The sequence below is a fragment of the Candidatus Thiodiazotropha endolucinida genome, assembly GCF_001715975.1.
GTDB lineage: Bacteria > Pseudomonadota > Gammaproteobacteria > Chromatiales > Chromatiaceae > Thiodiazotropha > Thiodiazotropha endolucinida.
Map to the genome: position 1 here is coordinate 58924 of NZ_MARB01000003.1, position 25160 is coordinate 84083.

Below are 25160 nucleotides of genomic sequence, written 5' to 3' on the forward strand. Positions count from 1 at the left end.
ACGGCAGACATACAAGCCATATTGAAGTGCAATCTACCTACAGATCACACTATAGGGGGTTTATTCCCACTTTTAAAGAATGCTATAGAAAATCGTCCAATGGCAAATTCATTGTCTGTTGTAAATTGCAATTGATCTTTGTAAGCAATTTTCCCAGGGTATCCGGGGCCATTTTCAATTGGTTGTCATCCGGCAACACATAGGCATCGGAATTGTAAAACTCGGCCACAGTGACCTCCCTGAGATCTCGCGCCAACACCCAACCCTTATCATCCGTATGCAATACCAGACGGGCTCTCTGCAATGAGAGGAGTATAGCGTCCAACTGTTCTTCTGTGGCATGCTGCAATTGCTCCTGCAACTGGCGAGTTGTGATCGACACACCCTGGTGTTGAGCTTCACGTAGTTGGTGGAGTATTTTCACAGCAAGTAAAAACCTGTCCCCACGCTGCCCCATTCTTTCACGCCAATCATGGCGGTAGATACCCAGACAATAGCTGAACTCCGCCCCCAACAGGGTAACCAGCCAGGACAGATAAACCCAGATTAGAAAGATGGGAATTACGGCAAGCGCTCCATAGATCGCCTCATAGGTAGGAAAGGTCGTGATATAGAGTGCAAACCCCCTTTTTGTAGCCTCAAACAAAAGTGCAGCTATGATTCCACCTGCGAGTGCATGGCGCAGCATAACAGACCGGTTGGGGACCAGGGCATATAACAATGTAAAGGCGAGTGCCGAAATCATGACCGGCATCATACCCAACAACCTTGAGCGCACCATCACCACTGTTTCAGCCTCACTGAAGAAGGGAATCGAGACCAGATAAGAGGTCACACCGACGCTAATCGCGATCAATATAGGACCCAGCGAGAGAATTGCCCAATAGACGGTAAACTTAGCAAGCGGCGAACGTTTTCGCCTGACATGCCATATAGTGTTGAACGCCTTGTCGATGTTACTCATCAGCAGCAGCGCCACCAAAATCAGAAACAGAAAACCAACTCCGGTAAGCTGAGCTGCCTTTTGACTGAAATTTTTAAGGTGTTGCTGTACAGCTTCACCGGCTGCGGGAACGAAATTCTGAAACAGGAAGTTTTCGATCTGCTCCGAGATTCTGTCAGAAACGGGAAATATGGATAACAGCGCAAACATGACCGTCATCAACGGCACCAGTGAGAGAAGTGTGGTATAGGTCAATGCAGCCACATGCTGAATTCCCCCATCATGGCTGAAATGGTGCAGCCACAGGCGCAGGAATGAATTGATATGCCGGATCGCCGAGAATCCCCTACCACTAAAATTTTTCTGGTTCATCACTGAATTCCACGTTTTTTCAATATCGATTTTATGGAACCGCTTCTGGAGCCATTCTCTCTGTATGGATACAATGACGGCAAATTAAGTTTGAGGCAAACCGCCACGCCGGTTTATTGATGGATGGTGCATTGTCAGACACAACAGAGCTAGGGCCTGTTAGCACTCATCCAACCGACCCTAACAGGAGGTCATCGATTATGAGTGTTGAGATCTACCACAACCCACGCTGCAGCAAATCCAGACAGACCCTACAACTGTTACAGGACCAGGGTATCGATCCAGATGTTGTTGAATATCTGAAAACGCCGCCAGACAAGGCCACCCTTGGGCAGATTCTCGATATGCTCGGATTGGAGCCACGGGAGCTTATGCGTACAAAGGAGAAGGAATACAAGGCACTGCAACTGGACAATCCGAGCCTGAGTCGGGACCAGTTGATTGATGCGATGATCGCCAATCCCAAACTGATTGAACGCCCCATTGTCATTCAAAACGGCAAGGCTGCAATCGGCAGGCCACCTGAAAAGGTCCTGGATATTCTGTAAACAGAAACAGGCTGAATTAAATATCGGCCGTATAGGTAAAGCAACAGGTAGCAGTTATGGCAGAAGTGTTGATTCTCTTTTACAGTCGCCACGGCGCCACAGCCGAAATGGCGCGCGACATTGCACGAGGTGTCGAGGAGATACCGGGTGTCACAGCCAGGTTACGCACGGTTCCCGAAGTTTCCGCACTCTGTGAAGCGACTGAAGACACCATTCCCGAAAGCGGCCCTCCCTACGTCAGTGAGACCGATATGCGCGAGTGCGATGGCTTGATACTGGGTAGTCCAACCCGTTTCGGCAATATGGCCGCACCCATGAAATATTTTCTCGACACCACCAGCCAACTCTGGATGAGTGGCGCCCTGATCGACAAACCTGCCTCGGTTTTCACCTCAGCATCCAGCCTGCACGGCGGACAGGAGAGCACCCTGCTGTCGATGATGCTCCCCCTGCTGCACCACGGAATGTTGATACAGGGCGTTCCCTATAGTGAAACCGCACTGCTGCATACCCAAAGCGGCGGCACACCCTATGGCGCCAGTCATCTGGCCGGAGGTGACAGCAAGCTGCCGGTGAGCGATGAAGAGAAACGCATATGCAAGACCCAGGGCAGACGTATGGCAGAGACCGTGAAACGCCTGAAATCCTGAACCCATGCCAGCTCAGCTTCCATTAAGCCTCAGTATCCGACCCAGTGTTGATTTCTCCGGCTTCATCAGCGGACGAAATGGTGAGGCGGTATCCCGCCTGCGCAGTGGATCGGACCCGTTTATCTATTTATGGGGCACATCAGGCTGCGGCAAGAGCCATCTGCTCCAGGCCTGCTGCCACCAATCACAACAGGAGCAAGGTCAACCCGCTTACCTGCCATTTAAATCCGAGCATGGTCTTGAGCCGGCCATGTTGGAGGGACTTGAGGCATTCTCCATGGTCTGCCTCGACGATCTTGAAGTATTGGCGGGTAAAGATGATTGGGAATTGGCGATTTTCAATCTCTACAATCAACTACGGGAGAGAGCAGCGAAACTGATCGTCGCCAGCGACCGTCCACCCGCAAAACTGCCCTTGAAACTCGCCGATCTGGCCTCAAGACTGACTTGGGGACCCTGTTACCAACTGTTTCCCCTGAATGATGACGAGCGCCTGGAGCTGTTAATCAGCAATGCCGAGCGAAGGGGCATGACCATGAGCGTGGAGATCGCCAACTTTTTGCTGCAGCGTACACCCAGGGACATCCACTTTCTGTCTCTGCTCATTGAACGGCTCGACCAGGCATCCCTGGCCGCTCAGAGGCGGCTGACCATACCATTTGTACGTGAAATCCTGAAACTGTAAATGGAGTATACTGGGGCTGTAAACACTGTTACAGCCGGCCCTGCTGCATCTTAAGGGCTTGGGCCAGCCTGGCCATACTCTCCATACATAACGATGACCGAGGTAGTGATATGACAACCATCCAGGAGACTATACAGACTAAACTGGCGTCCGCGTTCGCACCGCTGCATCTCGAGGTTGTCAACGAAAGCCATATGCACAATGTGCCGGCGGGCTCGGAATCTCATTTCAAGGTTGTGCTCGTCAGTGACGCCTTCAAGGGAGAGAAGCTGATCAACCGTCATCGGCGAGTCAACAAAGTGCTGACGGAGGAGTTGCAGGGAGGTGTACACGCCCTCGCGCTCCACACCCTAACCCCGGAAGACTGGTTTGACCAGGGAGGCAAGGTAGCGGACTCACCACCATGCCTTGGAGGTTCGAATCGGGGTTGAGCTCGAGCCTAATTGCCCTGCTGCAACACCACTGTCAATTCAAGTTCCTCACCGTTGCGCCATATAGAGATGGTGGTCTGATCGCCGATATGAAAATCGTCCAGCCGACCCAACAGTTCATTGACCGTGGTCACCGGACGGCCACCGATCGCCTGAATCACATCACCCAGCACCAGATCCCCATTGGGATCGATAAAGGTACTGCGCAGACCCACTGTCTCGGCCGCGGTACCGGCGGTCACCTGTAACACCAGCACCCCCTCCAGATCGAGTTTGCTCAGGATAGTGCGGTTGACATCCTCGTCCACCGAAATCCCAAGTGATGGCCTGACATAGCGCCCCTTGGCAATCAGTTCCGGCACCACCCGGTTTACCGTATCCACAGGCACTGCGAAACCAATCCCGGCATAGGCCCCCGAGGGGCTGTAGATGGCCGTGTTGATTCCTATCAGCCGGCCGGCACTGTCGAGCAGGGGTCCTCCGGAGTTACCCGGATTGATGGCGGCATCGGTCTGGATCAGATGATCGACGGCAACCCCGCTGCGACTCTCGGGCAGAGAGCGGTCGAGGGCCGACACCACGCCGGTTGTCAGCGTGTAGTCGAGCCCGAAGGGGTTGCCGATGGCAAACACCTTCTGCCCTACCTTCAGATCGCTGCTGCTGCCGACGGGCACCGGCGGCGGCCGGTCAAAAGGGACCCGGATCCGCAGCACCGCAAGATCGTGATCGGGACTGCTACCGACCAGCATGGCCTGATAACTGCGTCCATCGTTGAGTCGCACATTGGCCTGCGCTGTCTCTGCAATCACATGGTGGTTGGTCACCAGATGACCGAGATCGTCCCAGATGAAGCCCGAGCCGGCCCCCTGAGGCACGCTGAAGATATCCCGTGTCCAGGGATTACGCACCCGTTGCAGGGTGGTGATATAGACCACCGAGGGGCTCGCCTGCTGAAATATCTCTACAGTGGCCTGCTCATCTGACGCCAAATCGCCTCGTGGTGTGACCTGGCGCGGTTCTGAGGTAAGCCCCGCCAGCCACTGCTCGGCCAGTGGCAGGAAGGTCCAGGCTAATATCAGCAGCAACAGGCCGCCGAAGATCAGCTGAATACGTCGCAGACTCGGATCACTCAAGAGACCGCATACCTCAACTCCTCCTCATGAATCCAGACCTGGAGGGTGCTCAATCACGCTGGCTGAAGTAATCCCGCGTCAGAGAGAACACTACCGGACTCAACAATAACAGGGCTATCAGGTTGGGGATCGCCATAAGGGCATTCAGGGTATCCGAGATCAACCAGACAAAATTGAGTTGGTCCTGGGCAATGGCACCAATCGGAATCATCACCACCCAGACCACACGAAAGGGGGTGATGGAGCGGACACCGAAGAGGTATTCCACACAACGCTCACCGTACACGCTCCAGCCAAGTATTGTGGTAAAGGCGAATATCGCCAATCCAAAGGAGACTACGTAACCGCCGATACCCGGGAGTGCGCGCTCGAAGGCCAGCGAAGAGAGCGCCGCACCGGTCTCGCCACTGGTCCAGGCATCGGTCACCATGATAGCCAGACCGGTAATGGAACAGACTATCAGGGTATCGATGAAGGTACCGAGCATGGCCACCGTACCCTGTCTCACCGGGTTGTCGGTCGCTGCCGCAGCATGGGCGATGGGGGCGCTGCCGAGGCCGGCCTCGTTGGAGAAGATACCGCGGGCCACACCGAAGCGAATCGCAGCCCACACCGCCGCGCCGGCAAATCCGCCGGTGGCGGCGGTTGGGGTAAACGCCTGCTTGACAATCTCCACCACCGCGCCGGGTACGGCGCCTGCATTGAGAATCAATACCACCACGCCGGCAAGCAGATAGGCTATGGCCATGAAGGGCACCAGCTTACCCGCCACCTCGGCGATACGGCGGATTCCACCTATCAGTACCAATGCGGCCAATACCGCCATCACCAACCCGGTCACCCAGGGGGCGATCTGAAGACCATCATTCCCAGACAAGGCGTGGGCCACCGAATTGGCCTGCACCGTGTTACCGATACCGAATCCCGCCAGGGCGCCGAAGATGGCAAACAGGCCACCGAGCCAGGCCCATTTTGCGCCTAATCCGTTCTTGATGTAATACATCGGCCCGCCCACATGGTTACCGTTCTCGTCCACCTCACGAAACCGCACCGCAAGTACAGCTTCGGCGTATTTGGTCGCCATGCCGACCAGGGCCGTACACCACATCCAGAACAACGCGCCAGGCCCACCCAGGGCGATGGCGGTCGCCACGCCGGCAATATTGCCTGTTCCTATGGTCGCGGAGAGCGATGTCATCAAGGCATTGAACGGGCTGATTTCACCCGCGCCCCTCCCCTCGCGACCTTGCCACAACATGCGAAAGCCATACCGCAGCTTAGCCAGAGGCATCAGCTTCAGACCGAGCATGAGAAACAGTCCGGTGCCCAGAATCAACACCAGCATCAATGGGCCCCAAACTATGCTGTTCAGACCCTTAATCAGTTCAATCAGACTCTCCACCCTTCACACCCCTCGATTTTTGCTTTTGATATCAGAAGCTTATTAAAAGTCACCCCATACCGGTAAGGGCATATCCAACGACTGATAACGATACCCGTAAAGCTAACTTCATGTCTTAAACTGCACACCCGCAAGCCTGATCTACGCAACCAGAACCTGTCACAGACTATACGCTACAGGAATTCAGCCTTCACGCAGCCCACTATACACACCCCAGGTTACTGAATTCAAAAAGAAACCTCGATCTGCCGTAAAATCGACTTGAGATCATGCGTGTTGCCGGTTAATCTCTCGATATCTCTACTCAACTCGTGTTTGGATTCTACCCATGTCAGTCTGTAAAAGTCTCAAAGGGTACACCCGGAAACATGAACGTCTGGCGGATATCTTTTCTCTGCTTGCAGTAGCGCTCTTGTTCGGCACCCTCTACATTGTCCTTGCCTACCATACACCGATTGTCAGCTGGCTGAAAAAAGATGCCGTTATCCATGTGCCGATCGCAATAGCCCTGCTGCTGTTCGATATCTTCATCATTTATATGTGTCTGAACATCGGCGCTGCGCGTTTCGCCGATGAGGATGAGAGCTGTTTCCATACCTTCAAGGGGCGCCGTGCCGGCAGCGGTTCCATTGGTGTCATGTTCAATAACTGGCTGCACCACATGGAGCAGGTAGGTAAAAAACACCGCTGATACCGATTGGGCTTTTATACAAACCGGCTCGGACTGTCGAACGATCCACGCTTCTATTTACCCACAAGTCAGGTACCGGTGTGTACGGACGAGTTACAACTAATCTGATCCTGCAGCGCATGACAACCCCTGTGCGCCGTATATCTGATCGACAGTTTTTTCAGCTGGTTCTGTTTGTGATTTCACTATCCCTATTAAGTGGCTGTGTCTCCATGGCCACGGATCGGCTGGCCGCCAATCTCTCCAATGCAATGCTCAATCAGACGGACCCTGAAATAGTGCGATCCGGCGCGCCCGCCTACCTCCTTCTCCTCGACTCACTGATTGAAGAGGATCCCGATGATCAATCACTATTATATGCCGGCGCTAGACTCTACAGTGCCTACGCCGGTGGAATGGTGACTGACCCCAATCGGCAAAAAACCCTGACCCGAAAGGCTCTGGAATACGCCGCTCGTGGTTTGTGCCAGACGAGACCCGCCATCTGTGAAAAGGCAACCGGGCCCTACGCTCAGTTTAAGCAGGGAATTCATGAGGCAGGCAATGGGGACCTGCAGGGGCTCTATCTCTACGCCACCAGCTGGGCGGCTTGGATCCAGGCCCATAGCGACGACTGGAACGCCATTGCAGACCTCGCCAAAGCCCAGGCCATGTTGGAACACATAATCTCTTTAGAGCCGGACTATGAACGTGGGCGGGCTCAGCTCTATCTTGGTGTGATCAAGAGTCAGATTCCTCCAGCCTTGGGAGGTAAACCAGAGGTCGGCCGTCACCATTTCGAACAGGCCTTAAACTACTCTGCGGGAGATGACCTGATTGTAAAACTGGAATTTGCTCGACACTATGCCCGTTTGGTTTTTGATAAAACACTTCACGATAGACTGTTAAACGAAATCATCGAGGCGGATCCGATAAAACCCGGGCTTACCCTGAGTAATGTCATGGCTCAACAACAGGCCAGACAGCTGCTTGAAGATGACTATTTTTAGTGCGGATTCTGACACTCACGGTTATTGCGACCGGGATGGAACCGGTTCACGTCAACCCCGGCCGGCTCCGATTCCCCACGCAAAATCAGGGATAATGGGTAAGTGAGATCAGGCTCAGAAACTTTGCGTCCGTTTGCGGTCTGACAACGTACATAAAACTGTATATGTTCAAAAACAGCCTTGTAGTGAAAGCTGCATATATGATGGACACTGATCACACCACCGAAATCGTAATAAGGAATGCGCCATGTTCCGCTTGATCAACACACTGCTGCTACTGCTCCTGTTGAATCCCATGAGCCAGGCGGGCACCACTTTGAAAATCGCCACCCTGGCGCCGGATGGTACAAACTGGATGAAAGAGATGCGGGCGGCAGCGAAGCAGATCAAGCAGCAGACCGACGGCAGAGTCAAGATCCGTTTCTATCCCGGCGGTGTCATGGGCAATGACAGCAGTGTCCTGCGCAAGATCCGCATCGGTCAACTGCATGGCGGTGCCATTACCGGTGGCGGCTTGAGCAGTATCTACAAAGACGCCCAGGTATATACCCTTCCATTTCAGTTCCGCAATCTTCAGGAAGTCGATGCAGTCCGTCAGGTGATGGATCCCCAGATCATCGAAGGCATCAAGAAGCAGGGTTATATCAGCTTCGGCCTGAGTGAGGGGGGGTTTGCCTATCTGCTCTCGAATTCACCGGTTACGTCCACTGAAAACATGAAAGATTTAAAAATCTGGATTCCTGAAGGTGATCAGGTCAATGCCTCCATGTTTCAGGAATTGGGCATATCACCGGTTCCCCTACCCCTGACCGATGTACTTACCGGGTTGCAAACCGGACTCATTGATACCGTTGCCAGCGCTCCTATCGGGGCTATCGCACTGCAATGGCATACCCGGGTCAGTTATCTGACACAGGTACCGCTCGCCTATCTCTATGCCACGCTGGTTTTGAAGGAGAATGCATTCAACAAGCTCCGGCAATCGGACCAATCCATAGTAAAACAGACTCTCGAATCCGCTTTCGACAGGATTGACCGTCAAAATCGCACCGACAATGAACAAGCCATGATTGTCCTGAAAAGACAGGGAGTCGAATTCATCAGCCCCAGCACAGTCCAACAACAGGCGTGGGAAGCCCATGCTGGCAAGACGCTGCGAAAACTCAGTAAAGAGAGTATCTTTAGCGAACAGATGCTGAACAGGATGCAATCCCTGATTCAGCAGTACCGACAGATCGCATTGACCCGTTAGATTCTCCTCCGATACTGCTCAATATGAACTACACTTAGAGCTCAATCAGCACGAACACTTCAGTCAATGATCCACACTGTATCCCCCAATAGCTGCAGTGCAATCAAGCTTGCAACGCACAAGCTCGATTCGATCCGTCTGGATTGTCTTTCAGGCATCTGACCACAAACATAATCCCAAAAAACTGGTATGAATCTCTTCAAACCCGACAAGGCAGTAGAAGAAAAGGAGATTTTCGAGACCTTACTGGAAAGCGAGAATGTCACAATTGAGCGCATACTCAGCCCACCTGACACTGTCACTGAAGTATCGCAACAGCACCACGACGAATGGGTTTGCGTCTTACAGGGGAGCGCGAAGCTGGAAATGAGTGACCGGGAGATCACCCTCTATCGGGGAGATAGTGTACTGATACCGGCCAATACCGCTCACAGGGTTTTGACCACCAGCCATCAGCCCCACTGCATATGGCTTGCCGTCCATATCCTTTAATTCAGACTGGATTAGTGTTAACAGGCCCTAGCCATTCGATAGACGAGCAAGCACCATGTTACTCACCGTGAAGCGCATTAAACAGTTGATACTGCTTTTCGAAGATGGCCTGATGGCGATCCTTTTGAGCGCCACGATTCTGCTTGCAGCCAGCCAGATAGTACTGCGCAATCTGTTCGACAGTGGCTTGGTATGGGCCGATCCTACTTTGCGCATCATGGTTTTGTGGCTTGCTCTGTTGGGCGCCATCGCCGCCACCCGGGAGGATCGCCATATCCGAATCGATCTATTCTCTCATAGATTATCGAAGCGGAGTCGTTTTGCGGTGTCGTTCATCAACAACCTTTTCAGCGCCTTTATCTGTGGCATCATCACCTGGCACGCCATACGCTTCGTCTACATGGAATGGCTGGATGGCGTTAAACTGTTCGCCAGTCTGCCGGCCTGGCTGGGCGAGATCATCATACCGATTGGCTTCGGCATCATGACGCTACGTTTCCTGTTCAACATTCCCCTGCAACTGCTGCAAAAGGAAGGTGAATGATTATTGCAGCGGGCCTTATCCTGTTGGCGTTGTTCGGTGCGCCACTCTTTACCATTGTCGGCGCCAGCGCCCTGTGGGGCTTCCATCGATCCGATATCGATCTGTCAGTTGTGGTCATAGAGTTCTTTCGACTGGCAAAGATGCCGGTACTTTTGGCCATCCCGCTGTTCACCTTTGCCGGCTATCTACTCAGTGAGAGCGGCGCCCCCCACCGCCTGGTACGACTTACCCAGGCGTTGCTTGGCTGGGTTCCCGGAGGCATGGCCTTTGTCGCCCTGGTGGCATGCGCCCTGTTCACGGCGTTTACCGGCGCTTCAGGTGTCACTATCGTGGCGCTGGGTGCCCTGCTCTATCCCGCCCTGCGGGAGGCTGGATATCGGCAGGATTTCAGTCTTGGACTGGTCACCACATCCGGTAGTCTGGGGCTGTTGTTCGCCCCGGCCCTACCGCTGATCCTGTATGCCGTCGTGGCCCAGCAGCTGGGGATTGGCGGCTCCATCACTGTCGATGAGATGTTTCTCGCGGGCCTTCTTCCCGGTCTGTTGATGCTGTTGATACTCCTTGCCTGGGGGCTCTGGTCAGGACGGGACCTGCCGCTGAACGAATTTACACTCACCGAGGCAAGAGCGGCCACACGCGAGGCAGTATGGGAAATCCCCTTGCCGATTATTATTCTTGGCGGAATCTATAGCGGTTATTTCGCGCTCTCCGAGGCAGCCGCTGTCACCGCGGTCTACGTGCTTGTCGTCGAGGTCTTCATCCACAGAGAGATACCCCTCAAACAGCTGCCCAAGGTGATGCGTGAGGCGATGCTGCTGGTGGGCGGCATCCTGGTCATCCTGGGAATGTCGATGGCATCCACCAACTACCTTATCGACGCGGATGTTCCGAACCAATTCTTCGAATGGTTAAATGAGCGGGTCAAAGACCCGCTCACATTCCTGATACTGCTGAACCTCTTTCTGCTGGTACTCGGCACCCTGCTCGATATCTTCTCTGCATTGGTGTTAATGGTCCCGCTGATACTGCCTGTAGCTATTGAATATGGAATCGATCCGGTCCATCTAGGGATCATCTTTCTGGCGAACATGCAGATCGGATATTTCACCCCACCGGTTGGCATGAATCTCTTCATTGCCAGTTATCGTTTCGATAAACCCATTGCTGAAATATACCGCGCCACCCTTCCCTGGTTTGCCCTTCTGTTTGGCGCGGTATTGATTATCACCTATTGGCCGACACTCTCGCTGGCCTTGCTCAATCGCAATTGAGTACGTATCCGACCACCCAATTCAAACCCTGCCAGTCCCAACATAATCAGCGCTGTACCTAGCCATACGCTCGTGTCCACCTGCTCCGCGTTCAGCCACTTCCCGGCCAACAGTGCGATTATCGGTGTCATGAGTGTTATCAGCGCAACCTTGGTTGTCTCCACATATCGCAAAACATAAAAGTAGAGGGCAAACCCAAGTACCGAACCGACGACACCGAGATAGATAATCGATGTTAGGGCTCGCTGTTCGATAACCACAGGCCAACTCTGACCCTGCAGGAACCAACTCAGGAGAAACAGAGGCACCGCCACCAGCAGCCCCCCGGCCGCCACCACCAGGCCATGCATCTGAGCATCGATACGCTTCACCCATACCGCACTGGCAGAGTGAGTGACCACCGAGATCAATACACCGCTCAGCCCCATGACAAAGCTTACACCGAGCTCAACACCCACGCTAAAGATCGTTGCCAACCCGATCAGCGCTATCAATACCGCCACAAAACGCTGCAGGTCGAGCCCAGGCTCCTGCAGCCATAACCTCGCCATCAGGCCTGTGAAGATCGGAGACAACCCGAAAACCACTGATATCCATCCCGAAGGTATGTACTGGGATGCCCAATAGACAGCAGTCATAGCGATGAATATCCCCAGGCCCGCCGCCAGATAGGTGTGTCGCGCACGCTTATGCCATACCAGAGGCTGACCGATCATGCGCAGTACCAACAACGCCAGGATGACGCCGATCACCATGCGGCCGGTGACGCCAAACAGATAGCCGACACCCTCGCCGCTCCACTTGATGGCAAGCGGCGTGGTACCCCAAATCAGCACGATCCCAAGATAGGCGGCCGGTACGGACATTTTATTTACCTCCTATAACGAAAAAGGCCGCAGATGATGTCATCTGCGGCCTTGTAAAAACTTGTTTAGGTGTTTGCTAACTTCGCATCAAACTCCCGGACGCAGATGAAACGGCGACTGCCCATACGGGTAGACGGCGGCGCTTAATGGTCATCTTTGCCTGGTGGATGTTGTTCATGAAGTTGAGCATGCATGCTCACAAAGAGAAGGTCAAGGGAAAATTATGTAACTGACGAAACCCGTCGCGCTTATACATCTTTCGGTAGTACCGGGGTAACATGGGGCCTGCCCATTCCGTCATGGAATGGGCAAACCAAAACAACTATCCGACAAAGACCTGTCGATCAGAGTTTCTTCTCATGACAGTCGGCGCAGCCTACTTCATGCCCCTTGGGAAAGAGGGCGTAGTCATCGTTGCTGCACATCGTTCCTTTCTCATCTTTACACAACAGCATGCGATCGGTGGACATGGCCGAAAGTACCGTGCCTTCGCCATTGGCTCCATGGCAGGCACGACAATTCTGACCGCCGCTGTTGCGTGCCTCCTTATGGGACTTATTCCAACGGAAGGAGCCGACTGGATGCATGCCATGAGGACCGTTCATGGTCAGTTCCAACGATCCGCCATTTTCAAAGGTGCTTGGATCGTGGCAGGTATCGCATTCGATGATGGTGCCGGCATGGCCCTGCAGCTGATTGGAAGCCACATTGTCGTTGGCGTTCGGCATAGGATTGGGGAAGATGGCATGGGTGCTGCCGTGGCAGGCCTGGCACATCAACCCACCGTGACCCTTACTCAACCGGTAGAGGGTCTCGTTCTCGGCGAAACGGGAGCACGGTGCACTGTGGGCGATAGCCAGTTCGGTACCGTCCTCTACCCCTGAGGGATCCCTGCCCGGCACCAGATTGAAGGCCTGCAGCAGGCGAATGCCGTCATCCGCGACAATGGCGCCGGCAGGATGATTCGGATTGACCGCATCACCGGTGTGGCAGCTTTGACAACCTGGCTCGCTGGCCCAGGGCACCCGTTTGTTGAGATTGGCGCCTTCGGGCCAGGGTGTGCCGGCCAGATTCTCGGAGAAATCGTTGCCCACGTGTCTGGCTTGACCGTGACAGTCCTGACAGACCACGCCGCCCGCAGCCATGGCACCGCGCAGACACTGGGTACGCTTGCCGGGGTGGCAGGTGTAACAGGTCTTCTCCTGCACATACTCGGTGACGGTCTGGGATTCGTCCGTTGCCTGGGGGAAGTGGTCCACCGCCAGAGCATGGCGCATGGGATCATCCGGCGCCGGCATGTCTGGGAACAGATTGTTGGTCACCGCATCGAAAGGCCGGTTCGGATCGGCCGGGATGGTACCGTGATGACCGTGCATCGCCCGCGACATCGTGATATGGGCTGTCTGGCTGGTACCCGGGGAGTCCGTGGGACCCAGCTGTGCCAGATCGAGGGCCGGGGTGTAGTGACAGGTGGCGCACTGCACCGGACGCGAGGCGTCCAGATCGGTGCCGTGTTTGCGGTCATGCAGGCGCAGGATATTGACCTTGGCGGTGTTCAGCAGCCGCTGCAGGTCGTTGTCACCCGGCGGCATGACACCTTCAGCGTCCCCATCGATGCTCATGATATTCCAGTCGGCGGTGCGATTGAGAGCGCTACCGTCGCACTCGAAAGCGGGATTGGCCGGTACCGAGGCACAGTCGAGCGCAGTGGCGTGACAGGTCTGACAGTCGGCTTCCGATGCTACCGGCACTACGATATCGGTGGAGGCGAGCTGAGCCTGTGATCCGCGATCGATCGCTTCGACCCGCATTAAAGGATAGGGATTGGAGCGACCCTGATCGTCCACCGGCATGATCGGAATACCATCCGCCGCAAACCAGTTGACGTCATGGATCAGGCCACCCAGGCCCACACCACCCAACAGTTCGTTGAAGAAGTTGATATTCACATCGAAACGACTGAACCTCTGCGGTTGATTATCGGAGAAGGGTACGAACAGACCCGGCATGTTCTGCTGCACCATGGCACATGCCTGGCGCGTGGTGGCTGCGTCCGCAGTACCGTCCAGGTAGCCGACCAGGCAGTCACGCAACAGGTGGCTGTCAGGGACCGGCAATCCCACATCCTGGGTCGAAACATCGCTCGGCAGCAACAGGCCGAAGAAGAGCGGTTCATAGGTATCGAAACCGAAGGTTCGGCCATCCATGTCGGGATCGGCCCAGAAATTTGACTTGAAGACCGGCGATACAGGATCGTCTGTCAAGGCAGGATCATCAGCGTTCGAAGCGGCAGAGTAATAGAGATCGATATTGCTGTCGTCCATCAACCGAGGCGCACTGTTGCCGACACCACGCCTTACCACCTGGGCATGGATGACATTGAACGGAGGCAGGATACTGAAGACCTGATAATCGAGGTCGGCGCAATGCATGCCAAGGTCATTGGCGGCAAGCACTTTATATTCACTGGAGGCTGCCACAGGCCGTTCAGTCACCGGCGATGCAGGCAATGCGGTGTTCGCGCTTGTGGAGTTGATCGAGACCGGATCGACCGGTGGCGGTGGTGGCGGATCGTTGACCGTTACGCTCACCGTCGCGGTATTGGACGGAGCGCCCTGATCGTCTGATACCTGATAGTCGAAACTATCGCTGCCGAAAAAGTCCGTATCGGGCTGATAGACTACCGTACCATCGCCGTTGTCGCTCAGGCTGCCGTTGGTTGGCAGGGAAACGAAGTCGAGGCTGGCCGGATCAAGACTGCCGTCGGCATCGTTGTCATTGGCCAGCAGGTCGATTACGACCTGTTGATTGAGATCGGTCTCGGCACTGTCGTCCACCGCGGTCGGCGGCGTGTTGACCACCACCGTCCCATCGCAGTCATCGGGAGCGCCGACCACATCCGCACTGGCTTCATTGGCTCCATCGCTAGCGCTCACCCGGCAGGGCACAGGTTGCGGATCAGCCACGCTCAGTACCCGTCTGCCCCGCCTGTTGCTGGTTGTCGACCAGGACTGGCTGACATCAGGGTTGGGATTGCTGACGACGACATCTCCATTTCTGGATGCACGGCCACCTGTGACTGTGAGTGTGCCGTCATAGGTTGCATTGGTGATACGCAGAGTTTTCGCAGGTTTGCCTTTGGCAAATGTTAATACCGGTATGGCGAGGAGCAGAATAAGTGAGAAAGTTGTTGTTTTTGACATAAGCGTCTTAAACATGAAAGAGGCCCCTTAACATTAACTGGAAATCAAATAAACCCTGGACCTACCCTGATCCGCCTCCACCTCCCATTAGCTTGATTCAGTGTATGGACGGACAGGATTGCGATTTGGGAAAAAACTCTCAAGCGCTTAAAAGTTCACAATGAATGGAGCAATCTGTGAATGAAATCACTGGATATATCGTTAAATGGTTGAATCGTGTGTGAGTGAAATACGATTTTTAGGAATCCCCTTCTTTTTTATTTTACATTTACCTGGCATTGTCTTCTGATAGCTGAATCCATTCGCCGGCAATAAGCCGACGCTGACGACCCGACATCAATGCTACAATCCAACCCCGGAAAAACAGCAGACACAATCTCGCAGCATGGACCTCTCTCCACTCTTCCCATCAAATGCCGTGATCGTCAATGCCACTGATGAGATGTGGGAAACACCCGTTCATACGGAAGAGGAAAGACTTATTCAAGGCAGTATCAAAAAGCGCCAGCGGCAGTTCCGTGCCGGCCGCAATGCGGCCCACGCAGCCCTGGAACAACTAGATGCCCCGGACGGTCCGCTGCTGCGTGGTGAAGACAGACAACCGATCTGGCCCCGGGGATATGTCGGCAGTATCAGCCACTGTGATGACAGCTGTGTCGCCGTCTGCGCAGTGGAAGGGGAGATTATCAGTCTGGGAATAGACGTGGAACCGCTCAAGCCATTAAAACCGAAAATTGCCCGCTACATCGACACCGAGGATGAGAAGACATTCATGCAGCGTCACCAGGATCTGCCGCGACGCTTGATCTTCAGCGCCAAAGAGAGCCTCTACAAATGTTACTACCCGCTGGTCGGACGCTTTTTCGGCTTTCAATCGGTCACACTGGATGTCGATATCTCACGGCAGCGGTTTCAATTCAGACCCACTGCGGCATGTAAAATAGATTTTCCACACCATCTGAAATTTCACGGTGGCTATCTGATCGCGGAGGAACATCTCTATACAGGCTGCTTTCTGACACCCGGCACGCCGGTGGCAGTCCAGAGCCGTTGATACGTGTCCTGGTTTTTTAACTTTTTCCCATCAGCACGGAAACCCCGGTGGCAGTCCACCTTTCACCTCCTACGGTGGGTTTTCCGCAATTGTTCCAGAGTTCGGCTGCCTGTTCCGAAGAGACTGCATTGACTTTCAATTCAACCGCCTCCCTTGTGAGGGCCTCTATATAGCGGTCTTTACCAACCATATCGATCAAATCGGAATAGTCGATCTCCTTGGTTGATTCCCGGTTCAACTGATCGAGAACATCGTCCACGAGATTCTCTTCAATGAGATCGATGGCACGCTTCTCCAGGGCGTCTTGCTCGGCCTTGGCACGCTGTTTCTGTACAAGGACCAACTCCCCCTTTTGGAACATCTCCTCATTCCAGGTGTCTATGGCTACACGTACCGGCTGGGTGGCGAGGTGGGGAAAATCACGCGAAAGACGCCGAAGATGTCCAACAGCCTCTCGTGCCACGAATATCACCTCGAACTCTTCGCTTTCTGATTCTTCGCTCATGACCGTCCACAGATTAAAATCGCTATCAGTTTAGCGGCATCGATATTGATTCCTTTACCACTACTGGCAGCCCGTCAATCATGGCTTTATACTGAGCCCCTTTTCCAGAGCCACGTTTCACGAGATGTTTTCAGTCACTAAAGAGATCCACTTCTGTTACGGCCACAGACTCCTCAACCACCAGGGGAAATGCCGTCACCTGCATGGCCACAATGCAAAGGCCGTTATCCGCCTGGAGGCCGAACAACTCGATCCGTTGGGTATGGTGTGCGATTTTTCCGATATCGGTGACTATGTGAAAAACTGGATCGACCAGACCCTGGATCACAATATGTTGCTACATAGCGATGATCCGGTTCTCCCTCTGCTGCAACAGGCTGGAGAATCCGTATATGTAATGGATACAAACCCCACAGCGGAGAATATAGCCCGGCTGATCTTTGAACATGTGGAAGCCGGTGGCTTTCCGGTCGTCGAGGTAGCCATATTCGAAACAGACAGCGCATTGGCCAGTTATAGAAGCGATCCATCAACTAGGGCCTGTTAACGCAAATACCTAGAATCTGTCTTAAACGCGCCGTACCATTGATACAGATTAACGGCCCATATGTGCTGCAACCGCTTCAGCCGATTTCGTTATAGCCACGCTCTTCGTGCAGCACGATATCCAGACCCTCGATCTCCTGATCCTTGTCGACTCTCAATCCCAACAGGGCATCCACCAGTTTCAGGATTGCGAAGGTTGCAATCCCGGTGAAGACAACAGTTGTCACAACACCTATTAACTGGACGCTGAATTGCCCACCCATGGTCTGAATACCATCGGCAAAACCATATCCGGAGAAGACCCCCAGCGAGGTCGAGGAAAACACCCCTGCAAGCAGGGTGCCGAGGATACCGCCTATCCCATGGACAGGAAAGACATCGAGGGAGTCATCGATCTTCAACACCTGTTTCAGATAGTTGGTGGCACTGAAACAGATCGCACCTGCGAGCAGACCGATCACCAAAGCCCCCGCAGGGCCGACAAAACCCGATGCGGGTGTAATCGTACCCAGGCCGGCCACCATCCCGGTCACAGCGCCCAAGGCACTGGGCTTGCCGAATTTGATCCATTCGCGGACGAGCCAGGTCATGGCGCCAGTTGCAGCGGAGATGTGGGTCACCAGCATCGCCATGGCGGCGTTGCCGTCAGAAGCGAGCGCGCTGCCGCCGTTGAAACCGAACCACCCGACCCAAAGCATGCCCGCGCCGGCAATGGTCATGGTCATGTTGTGAGGCATCATGGAAGCAGTACCGAAACCATGGCGAGGCCCCATCACCATGGCCGCTACCAGTGCCGCCACACCAGCGGTAATGTGTACCACCGTGCCACCGGCAAAATCATATAAACCCATGCTGCCCAGCCAGCCGCCGCCCCAGACCCAATGGGTTATCGGCACGTAGACCACAAACAACCAGATGGCGCTGAACAGCAGCATCGAAGAGAAACGCATGCGCTCGGCGAATCCACCCACGATCAGTGCGGGCGTGATGATCGCAAACGTCATCTGGAACAGCATGAAGAGGGATTCCGGAATATCGCCGGAGAGGGTTTCCCGTCCGATACCCGCCATCAGCACCTTGCTGAAATCACCCACCCAGGCATTACCTTCACCGAAAGCCAGACTGTATCCCGCGATTAGCCAGAGAATGGAGACCATAGCGGCGATCGCGAAGCACTGCATGAGGACCGAGAGGACATTCTTGGTCCTCACCAGACCGCCGTAGAACATAGCCAGGCCAGGGAGGGTCATGAAAAGCACCAACGCTGTGGCGGCCATGATCCAGCCCGTATTTGCGCCATTCAGGACGGCATCATCCGCCAGGCACAGGCCCGGCATAAATAGCACAGCCGCCAACAATCCGCTTAACCTTCTGTTTTTATTACCAATCACGCTTCCCCCCAACTCATCAAATCTAGTTTTACCCTTGGGCATGAGACCAAACGTTGCATTCTAAGTTAAATGGATGAAAATTACTTACTTTAAAGCCATCAGTACTATCGGCTTCTCCAACCTCAAGCACACCTCAAGGTATTGATAAGCAAGCCGATAGGATTTTTATGACAATGAATTTCACAACATTATATAACTAAAATACTTGATATATTAGAAAATGTTAATATAATTTATCTAGTAAATCATAGGGTATTTTGGGAATATAGCCAGGCTATGAGCAACCTGTACCGGAACCTAAACCAAGATCATTCAACAAACCTGGAGGATTTACCCTTCAGAATCAACTCTGTCGAGCGGCTTCCCGTCCTGGCTCAGGAAGAGTCGTGCCAAATTATCAAACAGTATTTCGACTACCTGGAGTCGTTGCTCGGGCGCAAGCACAGTGATCCCGATGTCGAACAGCTGCGTGCATTACTGACCGAAATCTCCGGTTTCATCCGTTCGGAAAAGAGCCAGATCAAGGACGACGGATATATTCGCATGCTCAACCGGCTGACTACGATCTACGCCAAAGGCATCCAACTGGAAGACGACAAGGCCTTTATCGGCACCGCCGTGAATTACGCCGATATCATGAATACAGTCAGCAAATCCTACGCGGGTTACGACTACACCGAACCGGTAGGACTCATGCTGCATTACATGGATAAACTCTTCAACGATCGGGAAGAGAGCTGGCTCGAGGTATTTGAGTACATTATTTCCATGTCCGACTCCCATGTGTTGCGGATGCTTAAGGAGCAGCACCTGCAGGAGATACAAAACTGGGTGGAAGAGGGTGTCGACAATCTGTTTGCAATCTGGGATGAGCAACTGGATGTGATCAATAACCTGAGCAATGAAATTTACCTACTGGACAAGCAGATCCTGCTCACAAGCAGAGCATTGCGAAAGAATATGAGTCAGGTGACTGCCCCCAATGTGATCTACCTCAGAGATATCCATCTCCGCAAAGAGCTCGAACAACTGCGAGAAAAGCGTCAGGAACTGGTCGCCGCCCGCACAGGAAAGATCGAATTATCCGCCCTATTGGATGAAAATATCCATGAATTCGGTGAGAGGCTGACCGAGATCCGACGCAGCACCCAGATCCAACTTGCCTGGAGCAACACGGCAGAATCCTGAACCATTGCGGACTGGCTGAGATCTACTGAAACTTAAAAGGCCTGATGAACGTCAGGCCTTTTACGTATGGTAGCAAGGGGCACAAGCAGCAGAGATCATGACAACCTTTGAACGTCGCCAGATATCCACAGCTCAGCGCTATATCCTTGGGCACATGATGAATGTTCAAGTCTTGCAGAGACAGCAGCCTCTCATATCAGCACCACTTTAGACAGTAAGAAGAAAACAGATATCGAGGTATTGTAATGAATTTTGCAACTCCGGAAATGAAGCCTGTCACGGTAGAAGCCAAATTCCCCAATCACGGCCCCGTAACATTGAAAGGCGTAGGCACAAATACTAATTCCAGGAAACCATTTCTTCGGCAGCATTCTTGTATTGCGGTTTTTTAAGGTTGCTCCGAGAGATAACAAAGACTAGAAAGAAATCAATTACGATAATTAAGAATTCTATCTATTCTGCTGTTGCTGAAAATAAAGAGAGCAAGGGTTTCGTATTATTAAAATAATATCCCGATTCTCTGATTGAAATTATTTCAAACCAAGTTAATTCACATCGACCGGTCACATTCTATAATAGCGACAATAAAAACCTCGGGAAAATATGTTAGATAATTTTCTCTCTGTAGCGAAAATTATCTTAGGGCCTGTTAACACTCTAACATTAATAACTCAGATAGATGCGGCAGTGGTGTTGTCCCGGGGATTGATAAATACCCAACAGACTAAAATCGGAATCGAGATCTGCTAATTATAATTAAAGCAACATAAATCCTAACTTTTTTACTAATTAAAAACCCAATGAACCCATACTCTAATATTCAGCAAAATATCAGGTTGATACGCTAGACTAGAGTGTATATCTGAGCAGATTTTATCTAAGATGATCAACTACATTGCTGATTGTTCTGTAATTCAAGCCATATATTGATTGTGAAAATACTATTGGTTGAAGATTCCATTCGCCTGCAACGATCACTATATGCCGGTCTGAAAAGACATGGTTTTTCAGTAGATCAGGCATTTGACGGTGAACAGGCGTTGACTTTTATAAAACTGAATCGGTATGACACGATCATACTCGATTTGGTTTTGCCGAAGATACATGGGTTGAATGTACTATCGACCATGCGTAGTCAAGGCAATAATAGCCAAGTACTGATTCTGTCTGCGAATGATCAGACAGAAGATCGAATTCGTGGTCTTGATCTCGGTGCGGATGACTATATGGTCAAGCCTTTTTCATTTGATGAACTCGTTTCGCGACTTCGGGCTTTGAACAGACGTCACTCTGGAATCAAAAATCCTGTTCTCGAAATAGAGGGTGTCAAAATAGATACAGTGGAGCGCCAGGTAAGCTTTAATGAAAATGTAGTTAGTCTTACACCGCATGAGTTTTAACTACTGGAATATCTCGCTCGCCGACGTGGACGCGTTTTTTCCCACGATCAGCTCATAGATCAGCTTTACGACGCTGCCAGCTACGTAACACGTAATGCAGTAGAGGCACATATAAGTTCGCTACGTAAACGTTTGAAGGCATCAGGTGCCCCTGGGCTTGTGAAAACGCGGCGCGGATTCGGTTATTTGGTTGAATAGAGTCCCGTGAAATCGATCCGCAGCAGATTAAATCTCACCATCATCGGTACCTTGGTCGTGGTTTTATCATTAACTGCGGTGTTCCTCTATTTGCGGATTTCACAGCAAGTAATCACAGTTTATGATACTTCATTGCTCGACAAGGCTAAGGCCTTGATTTCCCTGACAGAACTCGACGAGGAGGGTCTTGAATTTGATTTTGCCGAGGATGGCGTAATGAACGAATTCGAGTTAGGACCGAATCCACACTATTACCAGCTTTGGCAACTTGGCACTCAGTTACTCATTAAATCACCATCGCTATCGGACTCTAACCTGCCGTTGATCGGTATTGGGCTGGAGAGGCATCATTTCGCTGATGTAAAACTGCCGGATGGTCGTGCCGGGCGCTTGATTGAGATCAACTTTATGCCCCGTGTTGAGATAGATGATGAGGAGGGAGTTGTCGAGATTCCTGAGCCCAAACCGATCTCGCTGGTCTATGCCCGAGAAAGAAGAACCCTTGATGATACACTTTTTGCAATTGGGCTCACCATCTTTACCATCGTCATTGTTGTACTTATGGCCACCTCTTTACTGGTCTGGCACCTGGTTGGAAGAGGTCTATTGCCACTCTCGACACTGGCGAGACAGGTGAGCGAAATTGATGAATCCAGCTTAAGCGTGCGTCTGAGTCAACAAGGTGAGCAAAGTCTTGAAATCAAGCCAATTATAGACCAATTAAACAATTTTCTAGTACGCCTGCAATCTGCATTTGAGCGGGAAAAGCGCTTTTCGTCCAATGTTGCTCACGAACTGCGCACACCACTCTCCGAATTGAAAACGCTCTCCGAAGTGGGACAGATGATACCGGATGACAGAGAACAGCTCACTGAATTTTTCAGGGATGTGAGTGAAATTTCCAACCAGATGGAGAAGGTGGTCATCACCCTTCTTGAGCTGGCGAGATCTGATGCAGGCCTGTTGAATAGCGATCCGCAAGAGATCCTGCTATCTGATTTTTGTGATTCGGTCTGGCAAATGGCGATCAATGAGCATGAGGTTAGTAAAAATTTGGTCAAACATATACCAGAGGGCCTGATAATCTCCACAGATCGGGAAAAATTCGCGATGATACTCAGCAATATATTTGTCAACGCGATCAACTATAGTCCACAGGAAGCAGATATTAAGTTAAGCGTGGAAATTAAGAATGACCACATCGTACTCAGGGTCAAGAATGTCGCTACTGACTTGAGACCGGAAGATATAGTACACATGAAGGATCGCTTCTGGCGTAAAAACAAATCACAAGGAAAAACCAGTCACTCAGGCCTTGGTCTCACACTAGTGTATGCTTTGGCACGAATTCTTAAACTTGATATTAGCTTGGATCTGGATAGCCAGAGCATGTTTATGGTAACTATTTCCGGTGTACCACTGGTACTGGAGTGATCGGCTATTAAAATTTATAGGCGAAGTCGATACCGATATAGTCAATAGAGTCTTGCCGGTATTCGGCATAAGCACTGCCTGGCTTGAATTTAGCGTAAGTGAAAAACAGTTCCAAGGTTTCCTCATATTCTATGCTATAGACCAGATCCAACTCCTTGCCTAAATCACGGCTAGCCCCAGATGGGTCCACCTCGATAGTAGCGTCGCGTATTTCATCCGATAACTTATCCTGCCTGTAGTCAAAGTGCATCAATGCAAACGACATGTTCTCAGCTATCCGCCACTGAAGGCCAAACATGTTGACCTTAAGATTGGATATTTCCGGCTGATATAGCTCGCCGTAGGATTCAAGATCTCCCTGCAAACCGGTTTGACGATAAGATTTGTTATGACGGTCTCCCAGATCAGAGTCACCAGACCCATTTACGCCAGCGATAATCAGTGAGAACTCATCCATTTCGCGAGGTGTCCAGCGCAGCAAGTAGCCGCTGGCCGTGCCATTGATATGTTCATCTTCCCGTTCACTGACTTCAACGATACCTGAAGATGAATCCTCGAACTCATAGATAGCAGATCTACCGCTTATCTCGGAATAGTGAAGTTCCAGATCGATCTCTCCTATCACGTGATGTTCAATCCCGGCAACATAACTGATTCCTTTCCAGATTAAGTCAGCATCTTCTTCATCGATCTTCTCAATATCTTCAAGATCGCCTACCCGATAGTTAGGCGATTTGTCATCATGCTTGAGGTAATAAAAGTTGAGGAACTGTCCATCCATGATCTCCCAGCTCATACTGAAAATCAGACGTTGAACATCGTCCAGTTCAGGATCAATAAAATCCTCATCCGTAGATTCTGGCGCCTGCTCTTCAGCCATGGCAAGAAAAGTCTCAAAGTCACCAAACCACAACTGCAAACTGATGATATCCAATTCATCGTCCCACCAGGACCACCACTGGCTGATGCTTTCATGTTCTACGCGCCCAAGATTTATTTCAGAATCTATGATATCGCCAAATAAAAAGGCAACTCCCAGTTCTCTGAACTCCAATCCAGTGCGCGTGTTTTTCATGTCTGCACTTTTTATGGTTTCTTTTTCATCAATCAATGCGCCGGTAAAGAACAGATTAAATTTGTCGTTTACCCAGTATTCGAAATCGAATTCGAATTCCATTTCCTGCTCTACCAGTCGATTATGCTCAGCTTCACTGCCAAGGCTCAAGCCATCTAATTCGTTGAATTCAATGTCAATTTCGAAATCGGCATAAAGGTGTCCGCCGCTCTGCGCAGAAGCAGGCGATGCATGCAAGAGGCTAAAAATAATGGTGACCGGAATTAATTGCCGCAATGCCCAATCCTCAGGTTATCTTCAGATAGGTAAATTAAACTCTCCATGAAGTATGAGGCTAGCAGGGCCTAATCTGGAGCTGGTATATGCTCACCAGCTTACATCTTCACCATTAAAACGAGGACGCAAGGATTAGAAAAAAGCATAGCAAAAACAATCTTGAATAAAAAATAATAATTTCCTGAACCGCAAATTATTTATATAGAGTTTGTGGTAAAGGTTTTATTGTCTCTGTCACTGCCTAATTATGTACTCAATCGTCGATATCAACCTTAATGATACTTCCATCAAGCCCAATGATGGCCTCAAGTCTATTGCCATCATGTCTGAAGTCTACTTCATAGATCTTTTCTCCCTTATAAGTCTCTTTTTCAACTTCACTAATTCTCGCACCGGGATAGGCTTCTTTTATAATTTTTCTGACATCACTTTTACTTAGCGCAACAGCTTGGCTAGCAAAAAGCATAAACCCAATAAAAATCGATGTGGTTATTTTCATGTGTTGCTTCCTGAAGATGATTCATAACGACATGAGTGTAATCTGATTAAAGATATTCAGTAAACATTCAGTTTAATATCAGGCTAATTTCAGGTCATGGGTACAAAATATCTTATGCATGG

The 25160-nt window shown here is 51.6% G+C and carries 25 protein-coding genes; 16 read left to right on the forward strand and 9 right to left on the reverse strand.

Features of this window, described 5'->3' with window-relative positions; translation table 11 throughout:
* Window positions 1–82 precede the first annotated feature (82 nt).
* The gene (locus CODIS_RS02900; protein ID WP_069121235.1) at window positions 83–1315 is read right to left on the reverse strand and encodes a virulence factor BrkB family protein; all 1233 of its coding nucleotides are present in this window, start codon (window positions 1313–1315) and stop codon (window positions 83–85) included.
* 200 nt (window positions 1316–1515) lie between these two features.
* On the opposite strand from CODIS_RS02900, the gene arsC reads away from it, so the two are divergent.
* The 4 genes from arsC to CODIS_RS02920 all read left to right on the forward strand — a co-directional run bounded on the left by arsC (window position 1516) and on the right by CODIS_RS02920 (window position 3629).
* The gene (gene arsC, locus CODIS_RS02905) at window positions 1516–1863 is read left to right on the forward strand and encodes an arsenate reductase (glutaredoxin) (RefSeq protein ID WP_201259004.1); all 348 of its coding nucleotides are present in this window, start codon (window positions 1516–1518) and stop codon (window positions 1861–1863) included.
* A gap of 56 nt (window positions 1864–1919) precedes the next feature.
* On the forward strand, window positions 1920–2513 hold the full coding sequence (gene wrbA, locus CODIS_RS02910) for an NAD(P)H:quinone oxidoreductase (RefSeq protein ID WP_069121236.1): 594 nt from the start codon (window positions 1920–1922) through the stop codon (window positions 2511–2513).
* Between the two features lie 4 nt (window positions 2514–2517).
* The gene (gene hda, locus CODIS_RS02915) at window positions 2518–3198 is read left to right on the forward strand and encodes a DnaA regulatory inactivator Hda (RefSeq protein WP_069121237.1); all 681 of its coding nucleotides are present in this window, start codon (window positions 2518–2520) and stop codon (window positions 3196–3198) included.
* A gap of 110 nt (window positions 3199–3308) precedes the next feature.
* Window positions 3309–3629 (forward strand): BolA/IbaG family iron-sulfur metabolism protein, encoded by a 321-nt coding sequence (locus tag CODIS_RS02920; RefSeq protein WP_069121238.1) that lies wholly within the window; start codon window positions 3309–3311, stop codon window positions 3627–3629.
* Window positions 3630–3637: 8 nt separating this feature from the next.
* Here CODIS_RS02920 and CODIS_RS02925 read toward each other — a convergent pair whose 3' ends face one another.
* A complete protein-coding gene (locus CODIS_RS02925) occupies window positions 3638–4762 on the reverse strand; it encodes a S1C family serine protease (RefSeq protein WP_154722993.1) in 1125 nt (374 codons plus the stop codon).
* A 49-nt stretch (window positions 4763–4811) separates the two neighbouring features.
* Window positions 4812–6164 carry an alanine/glycine:cation symporter family protein gene (locus CODIS_RS02930; protein WP_069121239.1) on the reverse strand — a complete coding sequence of 451 codons (1353 nt, stop codon included), beginning with the start codon at window positions 6162–6164 and terminating at the stop codon, window positions 4812–4814.
* A gap of 328 nt (window positions 6165–6492) precedes the next feature.
* On the opposite strand from CODIS_RS02930, the gene CODIS_RS02935 reads away from it, so the two are divergent.
* From CODIS_RS02935 to CODIS_RS02960, 6 genes are all read left to right on the forward strand, one after another.
* A complete protein-coding gene (locus tag CODIS_RS02935; protein WP_069121240.1) occupies window positions 6493–6855 on the forward strand; it encodes a cell division protein BolA in 363 nt (120 codons plus the stop codon).
* An 80-nt stretch (window positions 6856–6935) separates the two neighbouring features.
* Window positions 6936–7844 carry a TRAP transporter TatT component family protein gene (locus CODIS_RS02940; protein ID WP_235615112.1) on the forward strand — a complete coding sequence of 303 codons (909 nt, stop codon included), beginning with the start codon at window positions 6936–6938 and terminating at the stop codon, window positions 7842–7844.
* Between the two features lie 247 nt (window positions 7845–8091).
* Entirely contained in the window at window positions 8092–9096 is a 1005-nt protein-coding gene (locus CODIS_RS02945; RefSeq protein ID WP_069121242.1) for a TRAP transporter substrate-binding protein, read from the forward strand.
* A 189-nt stretch (window positions 9097–9285) separates the two neighbouring features.
* The gene (locus CODIS_RS02950) at window positions 9286–9588 is read left to right on the forward strand and encodes a cupin domain-containing protein (protein WP_069121243.1); all 303 of its coding nucleotides are present in this window, start codon (window positions 9286–9288) and stop codon (window positions 9586–9588) included.
* 55 nt (window positions 9589–9643) lie between these two features.
* Entirely contained in the window at window positions 9644–10132 is a 489-nt protein-coding gene (locus tag CODIS_RS02955; RefSeq protein WP_069121244.1) for a TRAP transporter small permease, read from the forward strand.
* On the forward strand, window positions 10129–11403 hold the full coding sequence (locus tag CODIS_RS02960) for a TRAP transporter large permease (protein ID WP_069121245.1): 1275 nt from the start codon (window positions 10129–10131) through the stop codon (window positions 11401–11403). The genes CODIS_RS02955 and CODIS_RS02960 overlap by 4 nt, the downstream gene beginning before the upstream one ends.
* On the opposite strand, the gene CODIS_RS02965 is transcribed toward CODIS_RS02960, so the two are convergent.
* Together CODIS_RS02965 and CODIS_RS02970 are read right to left on the reverse strand one after the other, a co-directional pair.
* Window positions 11361–12269 (reverse strand): DMT family transporter, encoded by a 909-nt coding sequence (locus tag CODIS_RS02965; RefSeq protein WP_069121246.1) that lies wholly within the window; start codon window positions 12267–12269, stop codon window positions 11361–11363. The genes CODIS_RS02960 and CODIS_RS02965 overlap by 43 nt on opposite strands.
* A gap of 344 nt (window positions 12270–12613) precedes the next feature.
* Window positions 12614–15472, reverse strand: coding sequence for a cadherin-like domain-containing protein (locus CODIS_RS02970; protein ID WP_069121247.1), 2859 nt, complete (start codon window positions 15470–15472; stop codon window positions 12614–12616).
* 385 nt (window positions 15473–15857) lie between these two features.
* Between CODIS_RS02970 and CODIS_RS02975 the strand changes: the two genes are divergently transcribed.
* Entirely contained in the window at window positions 15858–16526 is a 669-nt protein-coding gene (locus CODIS_RS02975) for a 4'-phosphopantetheinyl transferase family protein (RefSeq protein WP_069121248.1), read from the forward strand.
* Window positions 16527–16542: 16 nt separating this feature from the next.
* On the opposite strand, the gene CODIS_RS02980 is transcribed toward CODIS_RS02975, so the two are convergent.
* Window positions 16543–17031: a hypothetical protein gene (locus CODIS_RS02980; protein WP_069121249.1), complete on the reverse strand. Its 489-nt coding sequence runs from the start codon at window positions 17029–17031 to the stop codon at window positions 16543–16545.
* A 124-nt stretch (window positions 17032–17155) separates the two neighbouring features.
* Here CODIS_RS02980 and CODIS_RS02985 point away from each other — a divergent pair, with 124 nt between their 5' ends.
* Window positions 17156–17578 carry a 6-pyruvoyl trahydropterin synthase family protein gene (locus CODIS_RS02985; RefSeq protein WP_069121250.1) on the forward strand — a complete coding sequence of 141 codons (423 nt, stop codon included), beginning with the start codon at window positions 17156–17158 and terminating at the stop codon, window positions 17576–17578.
* A 76-nt stretch (window positions 17579–17654) separates the two neighbouring features.
* Here CODIS_RS02985 and CODIS_RS02990 read toward each other — a convergent pair whose 3' ends face one another.
* Window positions 17655–18968 (reverse strand): ammonium transporter, encoded by a 1314-nt coding sequence (locus CODIS_RS02990; RefSeq protein WP_305782079.1) that lies wholly within the window; start codon window positions 18966–18968, stop codon window positions 17655–17657.
* Between the two features lie 276 nt (window positions 18969–19244).
* On the opposite strand from CODIS_RS02990, the gene CODIS_RS02995 reads away from it, so the two are divergent.
* The 4 genes from CODIS_RS02995 to CODIS_RS03005 all read left to right on the forward strand — a co-directional run bounded on the left by CODIS_RS02995 (window position 19245) and on the right by CODIS_RS03005 (window position 23188).
* Window positions 19245–20156: a hypothetical protein gene (locus CODIS_RS02995; RefSeq protein ID WP_069121252.1), complete on the forward strand. Its 912-nt coding sequence runs from the start codon at window positions 19245–19247 to the stop codon at window positions 20154–20156.
* Between the two features lie 944 nt (window positions 20157–21100).
* A complete protein-coding gene (locus CODIS_RS03000) occupies window positions 21101–21556 on the forward strand; it encodes a response regulator transcription factor (RefSeq protein WP_162420111.1) in 456 nt (151 codons plus the stop codon).
* Window positions 21557–21559: 3 nt separating this feature from the next.
* Window positions 21560–21754: a winged helix-turn-helix domain-containing protein gene (locus CODIS_RS21680; RefSeq protein ID WP_083220536.1), complete on the forward strand. Its 195-nt coding sequence runs from the start codon at window positions 21560–21562 to the stop codon at window positions 21752–21754.
* 6 nt (window positions 21755–21760) lie between these two features.
* A complete protein-coding gene (locus tag CODIS_RS03005) occupies window positions 21761–23188 on the forward strand; it encodes an ATP-binding protein (protein ID WP_069121253.1) in 1428 nt (475 codons plus the stop codon).
* 7 nt (window positions 23189–23195) lie between these two features.
* Here the strand turns inward: CODIS_RS03005 and CODIS_RS03010 are convergent, their stop codons facing one another.
* Together CODIS_RS03010 and CODIS_RS03015 are read right to left on the reverse strand one after the other, a co-directional pair.
* On the reverse strand, window positions 23196–24539 hold the full coding sequence (locus CODIS_RS03010) for an alginate export family protein (protein WP_069121254.1): 1344 nt from the start codon (window positions 24537–24539) through the stop codon (window positions 23196–23198).
* 253 nt (window positions 24540–24792) lie between these two features.
* Window positions 24793–25038, reverse strand: a complete 246-nt coding sequence (locus tag CODIS_RS03015) for a PepSY domain-containing protein (RefSeq protein ID WP_069121255.1) — start codon at window positions 25036–25038, stop codon at window positions 24793–24795.
* Window positions 25039–25160 lie beyond the last annotated feature (122 nt).